Below are 18542 nucleotides of genomic sequence, written 5' to 3'. Positions count from 1 at the left end.
TCAGTCAGGGCGGTGAAGGCGGGGTGGCGGGCGCGTCGTGCTCGGGGTCACGGAGTTGGTACGGGGGCTACGGCGCGGAGCCCTTGGTGCTGGTATTCGTGGCACAGCGGATCATAGCGATAATACCGGGCGGGCTGAAGCTAGCTTTCCGACCTTCCCGACCTTCCCGACCTTCCCGACCTCCCGGGCTTTGCGAGTCTTGCGGGTTCTGAGGGGCTTGTGGGATGTTATCCGGTGCCCATCCCGTCCTTGAGAGAGCGGGCTATGGTTTCGAGCTGACCCCGACCTGATATATCCCGCGGGTCCTGCTCGACCCGCACGATTTCCCGTTTCGTAAAGCGGGACTCTATCTCCGCGAGGTACTCCTGCTGCTGGGCGAGGCGGGCGTGCATGAACTCTCCCTCGTCCGCCGACTCGGGCAAGACCCGGTTCACGAACAGCGCCCCGACCTCGATGCCGTTCTCGGTGAGTGTCCCCAGGCTGCGGGCCGTCTCTTCTATGGGGAGGCGTTCCGGGATCAGGACCAGGTAGAAGGTCGTATCCTCCAGCAGCCGGTGTCGGGCGTGGTGGAACCGTTCGCGGCGCTCGCGCAGTCGCTGGAGCACCGGGTCCTCGCCGCCGGAGTCGTCCCCGGCCATGTTGCGTAGCATCCGCTCCATCCCGGCGACCTTCTCCCGCTGGCGCACCACACCCTCGACCCAGGCGGAGAGCAGCGCCGGGAGCGTGAGCAGGCGCAGGGTGTGGCCGGTCGGGGCGGTGTCGAAGACGATGCGGTCGTACTCTGTCGGGCAGAGCGAGATCAGATCCACGAACCGATCAAAGAGCGCCGACTCCTCGGTGCCGGGGCTGGACTTCGCGAGGTCCAGATGCTTGTCCACCGTATCGAGCACCTCCCGGCTCACCGAGCCCCGGGCGTCCTGCTTGATCCTCTCCACGTACTCCTCGGCGTCGGCCGCGGCGTCAACCTCGACGGCCCACAGGTTATCCTCGGCCCTCGTCGGCTCGCCCGAGAGCTCTGCCCTGAGCAGATCGCCCGTGGAGTGAGCCGGGTCGGTGGAGATTAGCAGGGTCCGTTCGCCGCGCTCCGCGAGCAGGGTGGCGTAGGCGACGGCGAGCGTGGTCTTGCCGACCCCACCCTTGCCGCCGAAGAAGGTCAGACGGCGCTCGTCGTTAACTCCACTCAACGGCGACTCAATAGCGGCTCAACAGAGGCTCAACGACAGGATCAACAGCAGAAGCCGCCATCGGGGAAGGTCTGTATCCCCATGCGCAGGTGCCAGCGGTGGAAGGACTCGACGAACTCTGGGTACAGCTCCAGGGTGTAGTAGCTCGTGGGGCTCGGCACGCCGAGCGCTTCCAGGAAGAGCATCGCCATGAGCGCGTCCTGCTGCTGTCCGGCCTCGCGCTGCATCCCGGCGCGCCACTTGCTGACGAAGAACTCCCGGTGCAGCTCCTCTATCTTGCCGTAGATGGCGCGCCAGTCCAAAAGGGCCGACAGCCGGCTGGCCTCGGGCGACACCCTGAAACTCCGGACCGCTAGGCCGGGGACTTTTCCGGCATACCAAGCTCCCGGCGGACCGCCTCTATCGCCTCTTCGGGCGAGGGGACGTTGCCGTGGAAGAGCACCTTGCCGTCCAGGATCACGGAGTTGTACGCGATGCCGCGCCGGGCGTGGGCTAGCGTCTCGCCGACCTGCCTGCCGTGCCGGCGGCCGTCGCGCATGATGGCCGGTACGAGCCACACCATGTTGCGCGGGTCAACCACCTCGAACTTCACGTACTCGTCGAAATCCCGTAGCTCGTCTTTGAGCGCCCGGTAGACCTCGCCCATCGACTCCATCTCGCGCCGGGTGTGGGCGTAGGTCTCGGCGTCGCCGAGCTCGTTGTCCACGCCGCCGAGCCTGCCGCAGCAGCCCGAGCCGGACATCTGCTCGTCCGCCTCACGCACCAGTATGAGCCTGTGCTCCATGTCTGCCGTGTGTCCCGTTTGTGTCATCTCCTCTTACCTCCCGGGTTCCCTTGTAGCAGGTTCTACCACGGCCCGGTTACTCCCGTGTCTCCGCGCCTTCCCTGCGGGATGTGCGCGCCCGGTTCATCGCGGCCGCGGCCTCGACTATGAGCCACAGGGCGAGGACGAGGATGATCACGTCCAGCGTCAGCAGCAGATAGTCCGGCTCGGCGAGAAAGTTGCCGAGGTTTATGATCAGGGACCACACCGTCATCGTCAGCAGGAACACGAGCGGCACTATCGCCGCGAGCGGGTTGCGGCCCCGCAGGAACAGCCACACCGCTATTATCGCCAGCGCGAGCCCGGCGGTGAGCTGGTTGGTGGTGCCAAAGAGTTGCCACAGCCTGCCGAATGCGAAACCGGCGTCCCCGCCGCCACCGACCGGGAAGAGCGCGAGCCCGGCGGAGAACAGCACCGCCAGCGTCGCCCCGAGCGCGGCGCTGCGGGCCAGAAAGCGGACGCGCGTGATCTCCCCGATCTCCTGTATCACGTAGCGTTGGAGCCGCACGCTGGTGTCCAGCGTCGTTCCTGCGAACGTGATGACGACCACTGCGGCAAAGGTAGTGCCGACGGCCGCCGGTATCCCGAGGTTGCTGACAAAACCGCCCACACCCTCCGTGAAGTAGCCGACCGCGCCTCCCGAAGCCGCTCCGAAGTCGGCGTAGTTCTGGCTCCACTCGCCCTGGGTCGCGGCGAGCCCGGCGGTGCAGGCCAGGATCGCGCCGAGCGCCAGCGAGCCTTCGCCGAGCGAGCCCATGTAGCCGACGTACCGGGCGTCCTGCTCGTTGTCCAGCTGCTTGGAGGTGGTGCCCGAGGCGACCAGGCTGTGGAAGCCGCTGATCGCGCCGCAGGCGATGGTTATGAAGAGCAAGGGGAACCACGGCGGGGAGTCCGCCGGGATTCCGGTGTTGAACGCCGGGGCCACGATGGTCTCGAAGCCGACGAGCATGCCGAGGAAGATCGCGGCCAGCGCCACGAAGAGCTGGTGCGAGTTCAGGTAATCCCTGGGCTGGAGTAGCAGCCACACCGGGAGCCGGGCGGCGACCCAGGTGTAGGTGAAGAGCAGTACGATCCACACCGTCGAGGGCGCGAGGCCCACGGCGTTCGCCAGCGGGTCTATGGTGACCGGGAACGCCTGCCCGAGCGGGATGGTGGCGTACAGGATTATCAGGGCGGCTATCGAGGGGAGTAGCAGCGACCACCGTAGCCGGTAGGCCACCTGCCCGAAGATTATCGCCAGCGGGATCACGATGAGCGCCGGGATCACGGCCGCCGGGGTCGAGATGAACAGCGAGGCCATCACCACGCCGAACACGGCGTTCACGAGGGTGAGCAGGAAAAAGATGATGATCAGGAACAGCGTCCGGGCCCGAGGCTTTATAACGCTGCCGGTGAGCGTCCCGATGTTCTGCGCCCGGTTGCGGGTCGAGACCACGATGGAGCCGAAATCGTGGACGCCGGCTGCGAAGACCGTCCCGAGCACGACCCACAGCAGCGCCGGCAGCCAGCCCCAGAAAACCGCCGTCGCCGGCCCGACTATCGGGGCCGCACCCGCCACGGAGGTGAAGTGGTGGCCGAAGAGAATGTGTTTGTTCGTTGGTACGAAGTCGACCCCGTCCTCGAACTCGTGTGCCGGGGTGACGTAGTCCTTGTCCAGCCTGTACACGTTCTCGGCCAGGTACTTGGAGTAATATCTGTATCCCAGGTAGAAGATCCCGAGCACCGCGACCGCGACGATTATCGCCGGCATATCCCTCTCCTCCTACATGGGGCCGGACCCTCTAGCCGACCCGCTTCCCTGCGTTTCCCTAGCTGGATCATAGATTACGGCGTGAGATACTACAAGGCGTATGCACGACGAGCCGGTAGACAGATACGACGCCCAGACCCTGACCACCTCCGTACAGACGGCGATCCTGGGGGCGGTCGCCATCCCCTCCGGCGGCGCGCCGGTGATCGAGGGAATCATACCGCTGCTTCTGGACGACTCCCCGGCGTTTACCATCGCCTACAACCGGCTGGAGACGGCCCGGATGATACGGCGAAACCCGGAGCTTACCCTCGCGCTCCACGACCCCAGGCTGGCCCGCATCGGTTGGAGCCCGCTCGCCGTACCGGTGCGGGCGACGGTCGAGCCGGACCCTGAAGGCGATATCTTCCGCGAGAGACTGCTGGAGTATGAGCTCCGCAAGCACCCGCCGTCGCGGGAGATCATCAGCACCTTCCTCCTGCAGCGCGAGAACTGGTGGTACCTGCCGCGCCTGATCGTGCGCCTTGAGCCCGCCGAGACCCCGCACCCTCTGACGCGCCGTGAAGATACGACGCACGGCCTGCTAGCCTGGGAAGACGGGTCAGGTGGACACCCCGCCGTACAGACCGCAGCCGCCCCGGACACGAGCGACGAGCGCGTAACCGTAAGGCCGCTCGGCGTCGGAGGCCCGCCGGACGGGGCCCCGGCCTCCTTGCGCCTCCACGACCTCGAGATCCCGGAGATGGAGCGATCCGCCACGCTGAACCTCTCGGGTCGGCTGCGCGGCGGGACGCTCGCGGTAGAGACGCGCGCCGGCTCTGCCGGGCTCGGGCCGCGCCCCGGGATCATCTCTCGCCTGCGGTGGTTCAGGGCACTCGAACGGGGCTGCAAGCGCGGCCTGAAGACCGGCTACTAGGCGTATTACATCCTGGGAGATAGCAGCCGGGGCCCGGTCAGGCACACGGCGGCCGCCATTACGGCGCAGATTAGCGTGGGGAAGATGAAGATGGCGGCGACCGGGGTGGAGGTCGCGAGCCCGAAGGCCGCCTGCAGGGCGTCGTTCATGTAGGCGAACGGGACGAAGTCGCGCAGCACGGCCAGCACGCCCTCCGGGTTGCGGTTGCGGAAGAAGCCGGAGACGTAGATCAGGGGAAACAGAATCGCCGTCGCGTACAGCAAGACGTCCGCCGGAGACGTGGTGAAGTTGGCGATGAAGATGCCGATGCAGTTGGCCGCCACCAGCGTCATGAACACCCCGAACGCCGCCGCCAGCGCCCACACGGGGGCGGTGCCCTGCACGAGGAACACGATCAGGAGTGGCGGCAGTAGCTGCAGGAAGTCGAGCACCGCGTTCACCGCGAGCACCTCGAACACGATGCGCTGCGGCCTCACGGGGGTAAGGGCGACCCGCATCAGGATGCCATCGTTGAGGTCCGTCGTGAGCGTCTCGCCCGCACCGAACGTGCCGGCCATTATGGCGACTATCCCGACCACCGCCGCCGCGAACTCCGGCGGGATGGAGCTAACGGAGACCGGGACTATGAGCGCGATGGGGTAGATCATCTTTATGATCAAGGCGAACCGCCGCCCGAAGAACGCGACCACGTCCTTCTTCCAGTACGCGTCCGGCGGGTTGATCCTCATAAGCTAGCCCTCATGCCGTAGCGCCTCTCCGGTGAGCTTGACGTACACGTCCTCCAAGCTGGGCTGGCGGACGCGCAGGTCCACTATGTCCCCGCCCGCCTCGACTATCGCCCCGACCACGGCGGCGACGATGCCGCGCCGCTCGACGCACTGCACCACGAGATCCCGGCCCTCCGTGAACACCCGCTCCACGCCCTCCACCTCCGCGACCGCCCCGTACTCCACCGGGTTTCGCAAAGTGGAGACGATGCGCTTCACGCCGCCGACCGCCGAGATGAGCTCCTGGGGCGTGCCCTCGGCGGCGAGCCTGCCGCCGTGCAGGAACCCGACCCTGTCGCACAGCGTCTCGACCTCCTCGACCTGGTTGCTCGCCACGAGTATCGCGGCCCCGCCGTCGGCGAGCTCGCGCACCTTGCGCTGATAGGCTAGCTGGGAGGTATAGTCGAGCCCGAGCGAGGGCTCGTCCAGTAGCAGGAAATCCGGGCCGTGGGCCATCGCCTCTATGAGGCCGAGCTTCTTGCCCATGCCGTATGAGTAGGCCTTTGCCCGGTCGTCACGGTACTCGGCGAGATCGAAGTAGTCGAAAAGCTCCGCCAGCGACCTCTCGGCCTCTTTCTCTTCGAGGCCGTAGAGTCGGGCGAAGAGGTACGCGTTGACCCAGCCGGATAGGTCGCCGTAGTGGGTCGGCTTGTCAACCATGAGTCCCATGCGCGAGCGCACCTTGCGCTTGGCGGTGAGGGCGTCGTCGCCGAAGACGGTAAAGCCGCCGGAGTCCGGCGCTAGAGAGGTCGAGAGCAGGCGCAGGAGGGTCGACTTACCCGAGCCGTTCGGCCCCATGAGACCGTAGATCTCTCCCGGCGCCACCGAGAGGCTCACGTCCGACACGCCGCGGCCCGTCCCCTTGTAGAGTCGGGTTATGCCCCGCGTCTCGAGCGCGGTCCCCGTTGGTTCTCGCAGTTCCGTTGGTTCTCGCAAGACGCCTTCCGCAGACACCGTCGGGGCCAGGATCGTGACGCGCTCATTCCAAGTACCCAAGTGATTCTAGCGTAGCCGCCGCGTGGGGCTGTTAGATGCTTTACCGCCCGGTCCGGCAGGCCGCCGGACCGGGAGATAGTAGTAGAATAACTCCCGTAAAGCGATAGTGGAGGGAGGCTTCGGATATGGCGGATCAGGGGGAAACGCAGAGCGACAACGGCGGCATCACCTGGGACCCGGAGGCCGACCGCCGCATAAAGCGCAGCCCGTTTCTGATGCGGCGCTACATCCGCAAGCGCATCGAGGACCGGGTGAGGAGCCGGGGCCGGAACCACGTTACCGAGGCCGACGTGGACGAGAGCGCCGGAATGTACCGGCAGTACCGGTTCAAGTAAGCCCGGGCGAACGTAAGTGAACGTAAGCAACCGGGCTCTACCACGTTGCCCCGGTCGATGATACATTGATACCATGAGCCCTGTGAACAGGTTATACTACAGCACCTCCAACCGCCCGGCCCGGAGCACGATGCTCCTGGTTCTCGTGGTGGCGATACTGCTGCTGTTACTGGGCGGGGCCTCGCTGCAGCAGGCCGGAGAGTGGGGAGGCGACGGTTCCGGCCCGGTCGCGGCGGGACATACGGTGGGACATGAGGCGGTCGTCGGGCAGCATCTGCCGGCCTTCGCCGAAGCCTCGGACATGGAGGGTGCTGCTCCGGTAGACTCCGAGCACCTCACCACGCTCGCGCTGGGGCTGTTCCTGGTAAGCCTGTGCATGCTGCTGGGCGCCGGGCTGGCCGCGAGGGTCGGCGAGCGGCGTCTGCTGGAGTCGAGGCGGCTCCCCGCCTTACTACCGCTCTTACCTTCGAGACCACCACTCTCCGCGCTAGAGGTTTTCCGGCTGTAATACCCCCTTTCCGTTGTCCGGCTCCGAGAGGCGGGCGGCGGACGCGGCGGTATCTACCACACTTACGGTATTCGGAAGACCAATGAGCGGAGGCCAAATCATGCAAGAACACTCGGAAAATCGCGAGGGACTCCTGGAGCGCATGTTCCGGGGTAACAGCCGCAAAGACCGGGAAGACCGGGTGCGGGAGTACGTCGTCCACCGCGTCCACCAGGGCGTGTGCCTGGAAGACGTGCTCAAGGAAGAGTACGTCCAGCGCAAGTGCAACAGGGACGAGCTGAACGAGATCGTGCGCGATCCGCGCCTGATCCAGGAGGAGCGGGAGACGCTGAGGAGGTTCTTCTCGGACGGCGCTCTCGACCCTGCGCGTCCCGCGAGTTCTGCGCGCGCCAGTCGCCGCGACTAGCCGGTGCTGGATCTACTGGGGAGGCTCTTCGCCCCGCTGACCCACGCGCTCGGCGGGGCGCTGGAGCTGCTCCACGAATCCGGTGCCCCGTGGTGGTTGAGCATCGTGGCGCTTACCCTCGTGGTGCGCACGGTGCTCTTGCCGCTCACGGTGAAGCAGGTAAGGAACGCGCGCTCGATGCAGAGCCTCAGGCCGGAGATGCAGGAGATAAAGTCCCGCCACAAGGACTCGGGCGAGCAGCAGCGGGCTCTGGCGGAGCTGTACCGGGAGCACGGCGTCAACCCGATGGCCGGGTTCCTGCCGCTGCTAGTGCAGATGCCGGTGTTCATCACGATGTATCACGTGATCCGGGACCACAACGAGCACCTGCCGAGCTTCGCCCACGGCGGCCTATTGTGGTTTACGGACCTCACCAGCCCGGACCCTTACTTCCTGCTGCCCGCGCTCTCGGCCTGCCTGATGCTGGCCTCCTTCGAGCTCTCCTCCAGGGGAGTCCCTGCCGGCCAACGCCGGATGATGCGTCTCATGCCGCTCGTGTTTACCGTGTTTATCGCGAGATTCCCGGCCGGGCTCTTCGTGTACTGGGTTACATCCAACGCGGTGACCCTGGCGCAGAACCTCGGCGCCAACCGGCTCATGCCCCGCGCCGCCATAGCCACCCCCGAGTCGCTCGCCACGGCGGCGGTGGCGGAGACTGTTCCCGTGGCATCTGTAAAGACGGCTCCCGCAAAGACGGTCCCCGCAAAGAGCCAGGCTGAGAAAAGCGCAAAGAGAAGGCGCAGAAAGAGAAAGAAACGGCACTAGAAGCCGGCCGCCTCGGGTAGCGGGAAGGAGGGGGGACGAGGCGGATCGTGTCCCCGTTAGCCAGCGTGAGCAGGTAGCCCGGCAGCCGGGACAGCTCCGGCGTGCGGCGGAAGTCCGCGCCGTGGATACCGGTTATTGTCGCCGGGATGCCGGGTACGGCGGTACGGACCAGGACAGGGGCGAGCGGGGGCCGGCCCCGCCCGGCGACGCGTAGCGGCCGTCCCCTCATCTCCCGCAGCCGGCTATCGGCGGACTCCTCTCCGGAAGCTTCATCCGAAAAAGCTCCGGCCCGCCGGTGAGCGGGGTCGTGCCACGCCCGGACCGGAGCGCTCCCCAGGATAGCTCGTGGATGCGCCGGGGAACGCGGGTGCCGTCGCCGAAGAACGCCGGCGCTCAGGCCCTCGGCCACCGGCTCTCGCCAAGCTGTACCGCTCTGGAGCACCGTTTACGGTTCGTTTATCCTCGTCTCCGTGTCGGGTAGAGACGTGTAACGTTGTGTGACGTTGCGTTACGGCCGGAGACGAGACCAGGAGGATTAGAGTGACGGAGATAGCAGTTCTAGGCACCGGCATCATGGGCGCACCGATGGCCCGCAACCTGCTCTCGGCGGGCTTCGGGGTGCGTGTCTGGAACCGCACCACGGAGAAAGCCCTGCCGCTCGCCGGAGAAGGCGCGGCCGTGGCGGATAGCCCCGGCGAGGCGGCCTCCGGGGCGGACTTCCTGTTGACAATGCTCGCCGACGCCGACGCGGTCGCAGAGGCGGCCTCTGGGGGAGCCATAGACTCGCTGGCCGAGGGGGCGGTCTGGATCCAGACCAGCACCGTCGGGGTAGAGGGGAACGAGCGTCTGGCGCGCCTGGCCGCCGACCGGGGGGTGAGATTCGTGGACGCGCCCGTACTCGGCACCAGAGAGCCCGCCGAGCAGGGTCAGCTCGTCGTGCTCGCCTCCGGTCCCGGAGATGCCGAGGAGCGGTGCGCCCCCGTATTTAACGCCGTCGGCGCGAAGCACCTGTGGCTCGGGGAGGCCGGAGCCGGGAGCCGCCTCAAGCTCGTGGTGAACAACTGGATCACGGGCCTCCTCGGCCTGCTCGGCGAGACCATCTCACTGGCTCGCGCGACCGGCGTGGACCCGCGGAGCTTTCTGGAGACCATCCAGGGCGGCCCCCTCGACGCGCCCTACGCCCAGTCGAAGGGCGGAATGATGATCCAGGGCGAGTACCCGCCGAGCTTCACCTCCGACCTCGCCCGCAAGGATGTCGGCCTCGTAATGGACGCGGCCCGCTCCGGCGGCCTCGAACCCGCCATCGCGGAGGCCGTCGCCCGCTACTTCGACGGCGCCATAGAGGACGGCCACGGCGGCGAGGATATGGCCGCCGTGATCGAAGGCATAGCCCGGTCTTAGCCCATCTCGCCGGTATCTACACCCGGTAGATACGTCGCGGCTCGCACTCGACGATAAGGCCGCGCCGGTAAACGGGGAAGCAAGGGCATCGGGCGGAGCGCCGCCGTCACGCTCGCGGCGGAAGGAGCGTGTCGCGGCGAATGCCCGCGCGCTTTCGCCCGGTTAGCGTGGTCCTCGAAGCCCTTGTCCGCCTTCCTGATTGGCTTGAGGTCTTGGTTCCCCGAGCGCCTCGTGCAAACGTGTTGGCGGATATTGCCAGGGCGGGGTCCCAGGAGCACTAGCAAACACTTATTGCAGAGATAATCGCAGAGATGTGAGGCCTGAACACACGCCAAGCGACCTTAGCGGCGTTAGCGGCGACGCAGTCCGGGTCGTTTGATCCTGGCCCGGACTCTAGATTTGTTTAGATTTGTTTGCGGCCGCCCGAACGTATATCATCGAGGGATCATGCAGTTTGCGCGTGGACATATATACAAGGTGCTCATCTTGTTTATAGTTCTCTGGGCCGCGTTCGCCATAGTGGTCGGCGCGCTCAACAAGGCCGACGCAGAGCTCGGATCGGGATCAGGGTCGGCGGGCTCCGTCATGGAGCTGGCGGTAAAGTTGTGCGCCGTTATCTTCACAGCGGTCGCCGCCACGGCGAGTGGCGCTCTGTACAAGATCTGGCGTAAGCTCCCCGTATACCGTTTCGGGATCGGCCACCGGGTGCCGGTCAGGCTCAAGCGCCGCTACAGACCGCCGCCGCATGGCTTCTCTTTACTTAGAGCCCTGCAGATAATAATAGTCTAAAAGACCTCCCGGTCTCAAAACCGCCCGCCGCCTGGGAAGGAGCACGCTGGATCGTGCCCTTCTCGAAGGTCAGGCGAGCGGACTTTCTCTGTTTCGGGAGGTATACGAACTTGCTTAAAAAGTCTAAAAACGCGTCTAGTGAGCAGTCCAGATCATCCGAGAAGCCCCCGGCAGACACCCGGTTGCGTTACTCGCGCGGAGCCGTTCTAGCCGGGCTACTCGGCGCCGGAGCCTTGATTGGCTTCAGAAGACCCGTGGAGCTCCTGGGCCAGAGCACGGGAAATCCCGGCGCTCCAGGATCACCTGTTACCGAGCGTACCGCCAAATCCGGCCGGCAAGAAGATAAGCCTGAAGCCGGGCCGGATGAAGAAGGTTCCGGCGAGAGTCAGGAGGAGGCGGATAAGGAAGAGAATTCAGCCGATGAGGATCAAGGCGAGGCCGAGGAGAAGCAGGAGGAACCGGAGCCGCCCAGGGATCCGACTATGTGGATGTACATACCGAGGCTCGGTATCCGGGGCCACACGGTAAGGGAGGGCGACTCCGAGCAGCTAATGGCTCTCGGGGCGATGAAGCTGCCGAGCACGGCCCATCCCTGGCAAGGCGGGGCGAACCCCTACATCACGGGGCACCGCATCGGCTATCCGGGACGGGAGAGCTACTATCAGTTCTACAACCTGCCGGCGATGAGGACCGGGAACCCGGTCTACCTCAGGGATGCGAACTGGAGCCTCTACGAGTATCGCGTCACGGAAAAGTTCGCCGTCGGCCCTTCGGAGTCCTGGGTTACAGAGCCCGTGACCGGCAAGGATCTGGTCACGCTACAGACCTGCACGGACTCCGTGGCGCGCTCGACCTGGTGGGACATAACGCCGAAGCTGATGGCGGCGGGGCCGGACACCGGACGCCTCATAATCCGCGCGGAGAGGGTGTGACCAGTGTCCAGGCAGACGTTCTCTAGCGTCCTCGCTGGTCGCCGGCTTCGGTGTCGTCCTCTCGCGTTGCTACCGAGGCGGGAGGTGGACTGTGCCAGAAGTCCTCGACGCCGTACAACGCGGCGGACGACGCCGGGCTACAGATAGTACAGATAGCCGAGCGTGCGCCGCACTCCGCCGAGCACCCCTGCATCCGGCCTGGTTTGGGCGCGACGGTGTGGTTCGGTGCGAGCGGCATGCAAGGCATGCAAGAGCTGGAGCAGCATATACACAGCAGGAGGATAGGTTATGAGCAGCACAGACAGACAAACCAACCCGTACGGCACGGCGGTCTCCCGGCGGCGGTTCCTGAGGAAAGCGGCCTGGGGCGGGGCCGCGCTGGGCGTGGCCGGTCTCGGCGGGCTCGGCTTCGTCGCCCGGGCGAGTGAGAAGCCTGGCGGGACCGGGGCGGTTGCAGAGAACACGGCACCTGAAGATAGAGCCGGGGCTTCGCGGGAGAACTCCGGGGAGCAGGCCTCCGAAAAAGAGCGGCAGAAGATCGGCGAGTACCGCACGGACTACCGCTACAGCGATAATCCTGCCCGCAAGTACAACCTCAGGCTGTCCGCGCAGGCGGTGGACGGGACGGTGCTAGAGCCGGGCCAGGTGTTCTCCATGAACGATCACGTCGAGCCCCTGGACTACAAGAGCGCCAAGGTCTTCGCCGAAGGCGGGGAGACCGTAGCGGACGGAGGTGGCCTGTGCCAATCCACCTCCACGATCTACATGGCCGCCCAGTACGCGGGGCTAGAGATAGTCGAGCGCAACCCGCACTACACGACGCTGCCGTACATAAGGCCCGGCTTCGACGCCACCGTGTGGTTCGGCTATGGCGGCACCGAAGAGCTGGACATGAAGCTCAAGAACAACACGGACTCTGAGGTCGAGCTCCGGGAGTACGTGACGGACGACGGCTTCCTGGTGGCCGAGATCTGGGGCCAGCCAACCGGTAAGAAGGTAAAGATGCGTTCCGAGCAGGACTTCCGGGACCTGGACCGCGGCATCAAGTGGAGCACCTACAAGACGGTAAAGGAAGACGGCGAGGTGCTGCGCAGCGGCCTCCTGCACGAAGATCTGTACAGCTTCCCGCCGCCCACGGAAGGCGGCAGCTACAACGAGGTGAGAGCCGGCGGCTGGTAGCCGTTAACGCCTTACCGAGCATTCGAGAGCAGGATCGGAGAGCGAATCGGAGGAGAGCATGGCTGGCGATGGGATCAACGAGGGCGTAAACGGGCAGCCTGGTAGAGGCAACGAGGAGCTGCGCTCAGGTAGCAAAGCAGGCAAAGGATGGATGATGCTGGGCGGACTCGCGCTGGCGGTGATCCTCGCCACGGGCGTCGCGTACTTCGCCCTCGGGAGCGCGAATCCGGCCGGCTCCGAAAACATGAGCTCCGGAAACGCGGGCTCGGATGCAGTGAGCGCGGGCGCGGCTGGCTCTGATACGAGTCGCGGTGATACGCTCGGACCGCCGACCCTCGGCGACGAGGATGCGCCGGTCACGATGGTCGAGTACTCGGACTTCCAGTGTCCGTACTGCGGCCAGTTCGCCCGCGAGGTGGAGCCCGATCTCGTCGAAGAGTACGTGAAGAATGGAACACTCAATATACAGTGGCGCGACTTCCCCTATCTCGGCCAGGAGTCGGTAAATGCCGCCCTCGCCGCCCGCGAGGCCCAGGAGCAGGGCAGTTTCTGGGAGTATCACGAGGCGCTCTACGAGAACCAGGACTCTGTGAACAGCGGCGCGTTCTCCGACGACAACCTCAAAAGCCTCGCCGAAGAGGTGGGCATAGACCCCGGCAAGGTAGAGGAGAGCCTGACCTCCAGCGAGCATGAAGCGGCCGTCTCCCGGGACTTCGAGAAGGGGCAAGGGATGGGCATAACGGGCACCCCGACGTTCATCATAAACGGCCAGACCATAGTGGGGGCACAGCCCAAGGAGGAGTTCGAGCGGGTCATAGAAGAGGCCGCCGCGCAGGCCGCAGAGGCCGGGATCTCCGGTGACTGAGGCCTCTCTGCTCGTCGTTTTCCTGGGCGGGGTATTGACGCTACTCTCACCGTGCAGCGCCCTGCTGTTGCCGGCCTTCTTCGCCTACGCTTTCTAGGGCGGACAGCTCATTCGTCGAACCTTCGTCTTCTACGCGGGGCTGGCGACCACGCTGGTGCCGCTTGGGGCCGGGATCTCGGCCATTAGCTTTCTTTTCTACGGTCAGCGCCAGACCCTGATCCTCGCCGCGGGGCTGCTGATCGTTGCTCTGGGCGTGTTCCAGATCCTGGGCGGGGGCTTCGGCTTCGGCCCGGTGGCAAGGCTGCAGGCGAAGATCAAAGGCCGCGGAGCCGCCTCCACCTACGCTCTAGGCGCCGTCTACGGCTTCGCCGGCTTCTGCTCCGGCCCGATACTGGGCGCGGTCCTGACCGTGGCCGCCTCCTCGGGCGGCGCACTCGCCGGGGCGGGGCTACTGGCCGTCTACGCCCTGGGCATGGCCGCTCCCCTGCTGGCCCTGGCCGCGTTGTGGGAGCGCCTCGACCTCGGGAACCGTGGTTGGTTGCGGGGCCGGGAGGTTTCTCTGGGGCCTCTCAAGGTACACAGCACGAACCTGTTCTCAGGTCTGATGTTCGTGGTGCTGGGGGTGGTGTTCATAGCGTACGAGGGGACCTCGGCGCTCTCCGGGATGTACACGGCGCTCGGTACGGAGGAACTTGCCTACACCGCGGAAAAGGCGCTCTCCGGGGTGCCGGCCTGGATCTCCTGGGGTCTTACCGTGCTCGTGGCGGCCGTCATAATCGCGCTTATCCTGCGCGGCCGGGGTGACTCTCCAGAGAAGAATAGCCGTACAGCTTCCACCGGCGCGGCTAGGCCGAAAGAGCAGGACGAGTGACGACTGACCTACTGGACCTCATAGCGAGCCTCCTGCTGTGGCTTGAGCCCTACCTGGGGTGGGGCCTGAACCTTCTGGAAGGCGGGTCGCTGGCGGCCGCGTTGCTCGTGCTACCGGCGGGCGTTGCCCTCGGGCTGACCCCGTTGAGCTACCCGCTCGTCCCGGTGATCGTGGGCTACGTCTCCGGTGAGGCGAAGCTCTCCAAATCCCGGGCCGCCGTCCTGAGCGGGGCTTTCGTGCTCGGGATCTGCACCGTGTACGTGACGCTCGGCGTCCTCTTCGGAGTGGCTGGTCTGGCGCTGCTCACCGCGCTCAATGGCTCCATCTGGCTGTGGTACGCGCTGCTCGCGCCGGTGCTGTGGATCATGGGCCTGCGTACCCTAGGAATAGTACGCTTCGCCGTGCCGGTACATCGCCTGAGCCTGCTCTTGCGCGGGCCGCTGGCCCCGAGTTACTTCTCCGAGCATCCGGAGGGTATGCTGCGTCGCGGTATGCTGGGTGCTTATCTGATAGGCATACCTTCGGGGCTCGCCGGGTGCCCGAGCTGCGCACTTATACTACCGGCCCTGCTCGCGGCGGTGGCCGCCAGCGGCAGTCCCCTGACTGGAGCCGCCGCCATGCTGATGCTCGGGCTGGGTCAGGGCGTGGTGCTCGTCGCCGCCGGGACCTTCGGCGCCTCGCTCGTGAGCAGAACCCGGAGCTTGGGCCTTGGTAGAGTCGTAGAGGTGATCCTTGGGCTGGGGCTCTTGCTGAGCGCGGCCTACTTCACCTGGAGAGCCCTGATCTGGCTCTAATGCCCTGACTCTATCCCTCGTAGGAGACCACGCGGGCCATCCCGGTCTCCAGGTGGTAGGCGAGGTGGCAGTGGAAGAACCAGTCTCCGGGGTTGTCGGCGACGAAGTCGAAGGTCACGCCTCCCATGTGGGAATCGACGAGCACGGTGTCCTTGAAGGGGCCGTTGCCGGTGCCGTTCTGGAGCTGGAAGAAGTGGCCGTGCAGGTGCATGGGGTGGGCCATCATGCTCCTGTTGTTGAGCTTGAAGCGCACCCGCTCTCCGCGGCGGATCGGCAAAGGCTCTGCGTCCGGATAGGCCTGGCCGTCTATGGTCCACACGTACTCTCCCATGCCGCCGGAGAGAGTTAGCTCGTGCGTGCGCTCCGGACCGCCGAACGGGCCATCTTCGGGAAATGACTCGCCGGCCGCGTTCCGCAGATCTTCGTAGGAGAGAAGCCTGCCGTTTAGCTCTTGCGGGCGGGCGTCCCGAGCGGGTGGGGAGGACTCGCCGCTCTCCTCGTAGCGCAGCACGGCGCGGGCCAGGCCATCCTTGTTCTCCGGAACCGCCGCGATCTGCCAGACGCCCGGGTTATCGGTCTCGACGAGCACGTCGTAGCGCTCGCCGGGGGCGATTCTCAGGGTGTCCACGTCCACGTGCTCGACCGGCAGGCCGTCCGCGTGGGTGACGGTGAGTCCGTGTCCGGCGACGGCGACGCGGAAGACGGTGTCCGAGGCCGGGTTCAAGAGACGCAGGCGTATCCGCTGGTTGCGCCGGACCTTCAGGGTGGCGGGGTCGTCGCCGGTGCGGCCGTTGATCAGGTATATAGGGTACGGTACCCGCGCCGCGCCCATACCTCCGCCCATACCTCCGCCCATTCCTCCGCCGCCGTTACCCATGCCGCCCATCATTCCTCCGCCCATGCCGCCTCCGCCGCTGCTCTTCAGCCTTTCGAGTGCGTCTTCCGGGGCGCCGTCTACGCCGTCGAGCCAGTCGTCCAGCGCCAGGGTGTACTCGCGGTCGTAGGAGAGGTCCTCTTTTTTAGGTTCGACGATCAAGGGACCGTACAGACCGCGGTCGAGCTGGAGCCCGACGTGGGAGTGGTACATGTAGCTTCCGGCGTGCGGGACCTCGAACTCGTAGGTGAAATCCTCCCCGCCCGCCACCGGCGCCTGGGTGACGTCCGGCACTCCGTCTATGTCGTTGACCAGCTCCAGGCCGTGCCAGTGTATGGTGGTTGCTTCCGGGAGGCGGTTCTTTAGTCGCACACGTAGCGTATCGCCCTCGGTAACCCTTAACTCCGGCCCCGGCAGGCCGCCCTCGTAGCCCCAGGTGCGCGCCGTCCTCCCGCCCAGGGAGACCTCCATCGGCGCGGCCTCCAACGTGTACTCCCGGAGCCGTCCCGTCGGGGTAGCCGCCGGCACGCCGGGTCGGGGCCTGCCATCCCCGGACGAGAGAGCGCCGCAGCCGCCGAGAGCCAGGGCACCGGCGCTCATGCCGGATAGCTTGAGAAACTCCTGACGATTTAGCCTTTTCATAGGTATACTTCGCCGGTTAATAGGAGGAGCCATTGCGTTCTCTACGCCCGCCCCGCAGGGTTGTAAGAGCGCTTTCGTACTCTTCGGTGTCGATCTCCCCGCGGGCGTAACGCTGGCGCAGGGTATCCTCCGCCGGGTCTCTACGTTCCCGCGAGTCTCCGTCCTCGTTATCTGTACGGCCCCGGGTCAGACGGACCACGGCCCACACTATTAAGGCGATGATAACTATCCAGATCAGTATCCCGAACCCTCCGAACACGCCCATCGCGCCGTTCATTGCGTTCATTCCGCCCATCTCGATACCTCCTTGCCAGTTTCTTTCTACCGTTTCAGCTCAACACCGGCCTCCGGCAGGCCGTTGACGCCGCCGTCGGCCACGTGCTCCATGCCCTCTATCCCGGCGCGCTTGAGCAGGGAGGCTGCCGTGGCGCTGCGGATGCCGCCGGAGCAGGCGACGGCGAGCGGCTTATCTGCGTTCTTTATTTCCTGCGGGACCTCGTCTCTGAGGCTCTGGTAGGGGACGTTGATCGAGCCCTCCACATGCCCGCTCTTCCACTCGGCCTCGCTGCGCACGTCCAGCAACGTCACCTCGCCATTCTTCAGGTGCTCGGCGAGCTCGGCGACGTTCAGGGCGGGGGTGGACCAGGTTTCGAGCCCGCTGGCGCGCCAGGTGATGATGCCGCCCGCCAGATACCCTCTAACGCTGCGGAAGCCGACGGCCTCCAGCATACGGGCCATCTTCAGGGCCTCCTCGTCGCCGTCGGCGACGGTTATAACCTCGGCGCCCGGGTCGATCACCCAGGCCGCGCGGGTGCCGACGCCGGACTGGTTCATGGTCACGTTGATCGCACCCGGCACGTGCGCCGCGTCGAACTCGCGCTGGTCACGCCCGTCTATCACGACGGCGCCGCTCCGGGTGTCCCGGCTTAGCTCCTCGACGCGCCGGGGGAGCAGGGGATCAACCTGGGCGGCCTCCGTAAGCAGCGGGCCGCGGTTCAGCTCGACGATGCGCTCCAGGTTCGGCGGCTGGGGCGCCTGCTCGGCGGTCAAGGTGTCAACGAAGTCGCTCTCGCTTTCGATGCGCAGGTACGGGTTGAAGCGCCGCTCGAAGCCGATGGTGGAGTCGGGCTTCTGGCTCATCCCCGGCCCGCCGCACAGGGAGCCGCCGATGTGGGCCGGCCGCACTTCCACGAAGTCTTCCAGATCCTCGATCCTGCGCAGCGAGTGGAAGAGACCGTGCGCACCCTCCTCGGCCTCCACGGCGAGGTCGGGGCGGGCCAGATCTCCGACGAACAGCGAGTCTCCCGTCAGAAGCAGCCACGGCTCCTCGGAGCGGGAGGTGTCGCGTACCAACAGCGAGACGTGCTCGGGGCGGTGACCGGGGGTAGCGACCACCGCGATACGCGCGGCGCCCACCTCCACCTCATCCTCGTCAGAGAGGGGCTCGTGATCGTACTCCACGCCGGCGTCCTTGGAGATGTGGATCGTGGCCCCCGTCGCCTCGGCCAGACGTCCCCTGCCGGAGACGTGGTCGGCGTGGTTGTGGGTCTCTATTATGTCGGAGATCGTGAAGCCGTTCTCCGCGGCTATCTCCAGATAATCCCGTATCTCCCACTTCGGGTCCACCACGGCGGCCCGGCCTCCGTCGGCGACGAGATACGAGGCGCAGCCGAGGTCCTCGTTGAGAACTTCCCGGAAGAACACTG

At 66.0% G+C, this 18542-nt stretch carries 21 protein-coding genes and 1 pseudogene; 13 read left to right on the top strand and 9 right to left on the bottom strand.

All coding sequences use genetic code 11. From position 1 onward, the window contains the following. Nucleotides 1-227: 227 nt before the first annotated feature. The 4 genes from ABD53_RS05230 to ABD53_RS05215 are packed head-to-tail and all read right to left on the bottom strand — an operon-like array spanning nt 228 to nt 3757. Nucleotides 228-1184 carry an ArsA family ATPase gene (locus ABD53_RS05230; protein WP_047864664.1) on the bottom strand — a complete coding sequence of 319 codons (957 nt, stop codon included), beginning with the start codon at nt 1182-1184 and terminating at the stop codon, nt 228-230. Between the two features lie 41 nt (nt 1185-1225). After that, nucleotides 1226-1519: a cory-CC-star protein gene (locus ABD53_RS05225; protein ID WP_200900286.1), complete on the bottom strand. Its 294-nt coding sequence runs from the start codon at nt 1517-1519 to the stop codon at nt 1226-1228. A 17-nt stretch (nt 1520-1536) separates the two neighbouring features. Continuing rightward, nucleotides 1537-1995 (bottom strand): hypothetical protein, encoded by a 459-nt coding sequence (locus ABD53_RS05220; protein ID WP_152670598.1) that lies wholly within the window; start codon nt 1993-1995, stop codon nt 1537-1539. Between the two features lie 49 nt (nt 1996-2044). Continuing rightward, on the bottom strand, nt 2045-3757 hold the full coding sequence (locus ABD53_RS05215; RefSeq protein WP_047864662.1) for a carbon starvation CstA family protein: 1713 nt from the start codon (nt 3755-3757) through the stop codon (nt 2045-2047). Between the two features lie 100 nt (nt 3758-3857). Here ABD53_RS05215 and ABD53_RS15735 point away from each other — a divergent pair, with 100 nt between their 5' ends. Continuing rightward, a complete protein-coding gene (locus tag ABD53_RS15735; RefSeq protein ID WP_053057705.1) occupies nt 3858-4673 on the top strand; it encodes a hypothetical protein in 816 nt (271 codons plus the stop codon). Between the two features lie 5 nt (nt 4674-4678). Here ABD53_RS15735 and ABD53_RS05205 read toward each other — a convergent pair whose 3' ends face one another. Together ABD53_RS05205 and ABD53_RS05200 are read right to left on the bottom strand one after the other, a co-directional pair. Further along, the gene (locus tag ABD53_RS05205; RefSeq protein ID WP_047864661.1) at nt 4679-5401 is read right to left on the bottom strand and encodes an ABC transporter permease; all 723 of its coding nucleotides are present in this window, start codon (nt 5399-5401) and stop codon (nt 4679-4681) included. 3 nt (nt 5402-5404) lie between these two features. Then, nucleotides 5405-6436: an ABC transporter ATP-binding protein gene (locus ABD53_RS05200; RefSeq protein WP_152670597.1), complete on the bottom strand. Its 1032-nt coding sequence runs from the start codon at nt 6434-6436 to the stop codon at nt 5405-5407. A gap of 125 nt (nt 6437-6561) precedes the next feature. Here ABD53_RS05200 and ABD53_RS05195 point away from each other — a divergent pair, with 125 nt between their 5' ends. The 12 genes and pseudogenes from ABD53_RS05195 to ABD53_RS05145 all read left to right on the top strand — a co-directional run bounded on the left by ABD53_RS05195 (nt 6562) and on the right by ABD53_RS05145 (nt 15320). Then, a complete protein-coding gene (locus tag ABD53_RS05195) occupies nt 6562-6771 on the top strand; it encodes a PCP reductase family protein (RefSeq protein WP_047864659.1) in 210 nt (69 codons plus the stop codon). A gap of 82 nt (nt 6772-6853) precedes the next feature. Continuing rightward, complete coding sequence (locus ABD53_RS05190; protein ID WP_152670596.1) at nt 6854-7279, top strand: hypothetical protein; 426 nt, start codon at nt 6854-6856, stop codon at nt 7277-7279. Nucleotides 7280-7379: 100 nt separating this feature from the next. Continuing rightward, nucleotides 7380-7685 (top strand): hypothetical protein, encoded by a 306-nt coding sequence (locus ABD53_RS05185; protein ID WP_047864657.1) that lies wholly within the window; start codon nt 7380-7382, stop codon nt 7683-7685. A gap of 3 nt (nt 7686-7688) precedes the next feature. After that, nucleotides 7689-8489 (top strand): YidC/Oxa1 family membrane protein insertase, encoded by an 801-nt coding sequence (locus ABD53_RS05180; protein ID WP_053057704.1) that lies wholly within the window; start codon nt 7689-7691, stop codon nt 8487-8489. 540 nt (nt 8490-9029) lie between these two features. Continuing rightward, on the top strand, nt 9030-9890 hold the full coding sequence (locus ABD53_RS05175) for an NAD(P)-dependent oxidoreductase (RefSeq protein ID WP_084709324.1): 861 nt from the start codon (nt 9030-9032) through the stop codon (nt 9888-9890). A gap of 447 nt (nt 9891-10337) precedes the next feature. After that, the gene (locus tag ABD53_RS05170) at nt 10338-10679 is read left to right on the top strand and encodes a hypothetical protein (RefSeq protein WP_047864656.1); all 342 of its coding nucleotides are present in this window, start codon (nt 10338-10340) and stop codon (nt 10677-10679) included. Between the two features lie 233 nt (nt 10680-10912). Next, on the top strand, nt 10913-11611 hold the full coding sequence (locus ABD53_RS05165) for a class E sortase (protein WP_152670594.1): 699 nt from the start codon (nt 10913-10915) through the stop codon (nt 11609-11611). A gap of 50 nt (nt 11612-11661) precedes the next feature. Continuing rightward, a pseudogene (locus ABD53_RS17620) lies at nt 11662-11829 on the top strand (VanW family protein); the annotation flags it as partial. Between the two features lie 70 nt (nt 11830-11899). Continuing rightward, nucleotides 11900-12790, top strand: coding sequence for a VanW family protein (locus ABD53_RS17615; RefSeq protein WP_053057703.1), 891 nt, complete (start codon nt 11900-11902; stop codon nt 12788-12790). Between the two features lie 58 nt (nt 12791-12848). Then, nucleotides 12849-13655 (top strand): DsbA family protein, encoded by an 807-nt coding sequence (locus ABD53_RS05155; RefSeq protein ID WP_053057702.1) that lies wholly within the window; start codon nt 12849-12851, stop codon nt 13653-13655. Between the two features lie 109 nt (nt 13656-13764). Continuing rightward, nucleotides 13765-14526, top strand: a complete 762-nt coding sequence (locus ABD53_RS05150; protein WP_200900290.1) for a cytochrome c biogenesis CcdA family protein — start codon at nt 13765-13767, stop codon at nt 14524-14526. Then, nucleotides 14523-15320, top strand: coding sequence for a cytochrome c biogenesis CcdA family protein (locus ABD53_RS05145; RefSeq protein WP_047864654.1), 798 nt, complete (start codon nt 14523-14525; stop codon nt 15318-15320). The genes ABD53_RS05150 and ABD53_RS05145 overlap by 4 nt, the downstream gene beginning before the upstream one ends. A gap of 10 nt (nt 15321-15330) precedes the next feature. Here ABD53_RS05145 and ABD53_RS05140 read toward each other — a convergent pair whose 3' ends face one another. From ABD53_RS05140 to ABD53_RS05130, 3 genes are read right to left on the bottom strand one after another with little or no spacing between them, the layout of a single operon-like run. Further along, nucleotides 15331-16836, bottom strand: coding sequence for a multicopper oxidase family protein (locus tag ABD53_RS05140; RefSeq protein WP_152670593.1), 1506 nt, complete (start codon nt 16834-16836; stop codon nt 15331-15333). Nucleotides 16837-16852: 16 nt separating this feature from the next. After that, nucleotides 16853-17131: an SHOCT domain-containing protein gene (locus tag ABD53_RS05135; protein ID WP_200900285.1), complete on the bottom strand. Its 279-nt coding sequence runs from the start codon at nt 17129-17131 to the stop codon at nt 16853-16855. 26 nt (nt 17132-17157) lie between these two features. Further along, a complete protein-coding gene (locus tag ABD53_RS05130) occupies nt 17158-18540 on the bottom strand; it encodes an MBL fold metallo-hydrolase (protein WP_047864652.1) in 1383 nt (460 codons plus the stop codon). Between the last annotated feature and the right edge of the window lie 2 nt (nt 18541-18542).

Source organism: Rubrobacter aplysinae (assembly GCF_001029505.1).
Taxonomy (GTDB): domain Bacteria; phylum Actinomycetota; class Rubrobacteria; order Rubrobacterales; family Rubrobacteraceae; genus Rubrobacter_A; species Rubrobacter_A aplysinae.
This window is presented reverse-complemented; position numbering and strand designations above follow the sequence as displayed.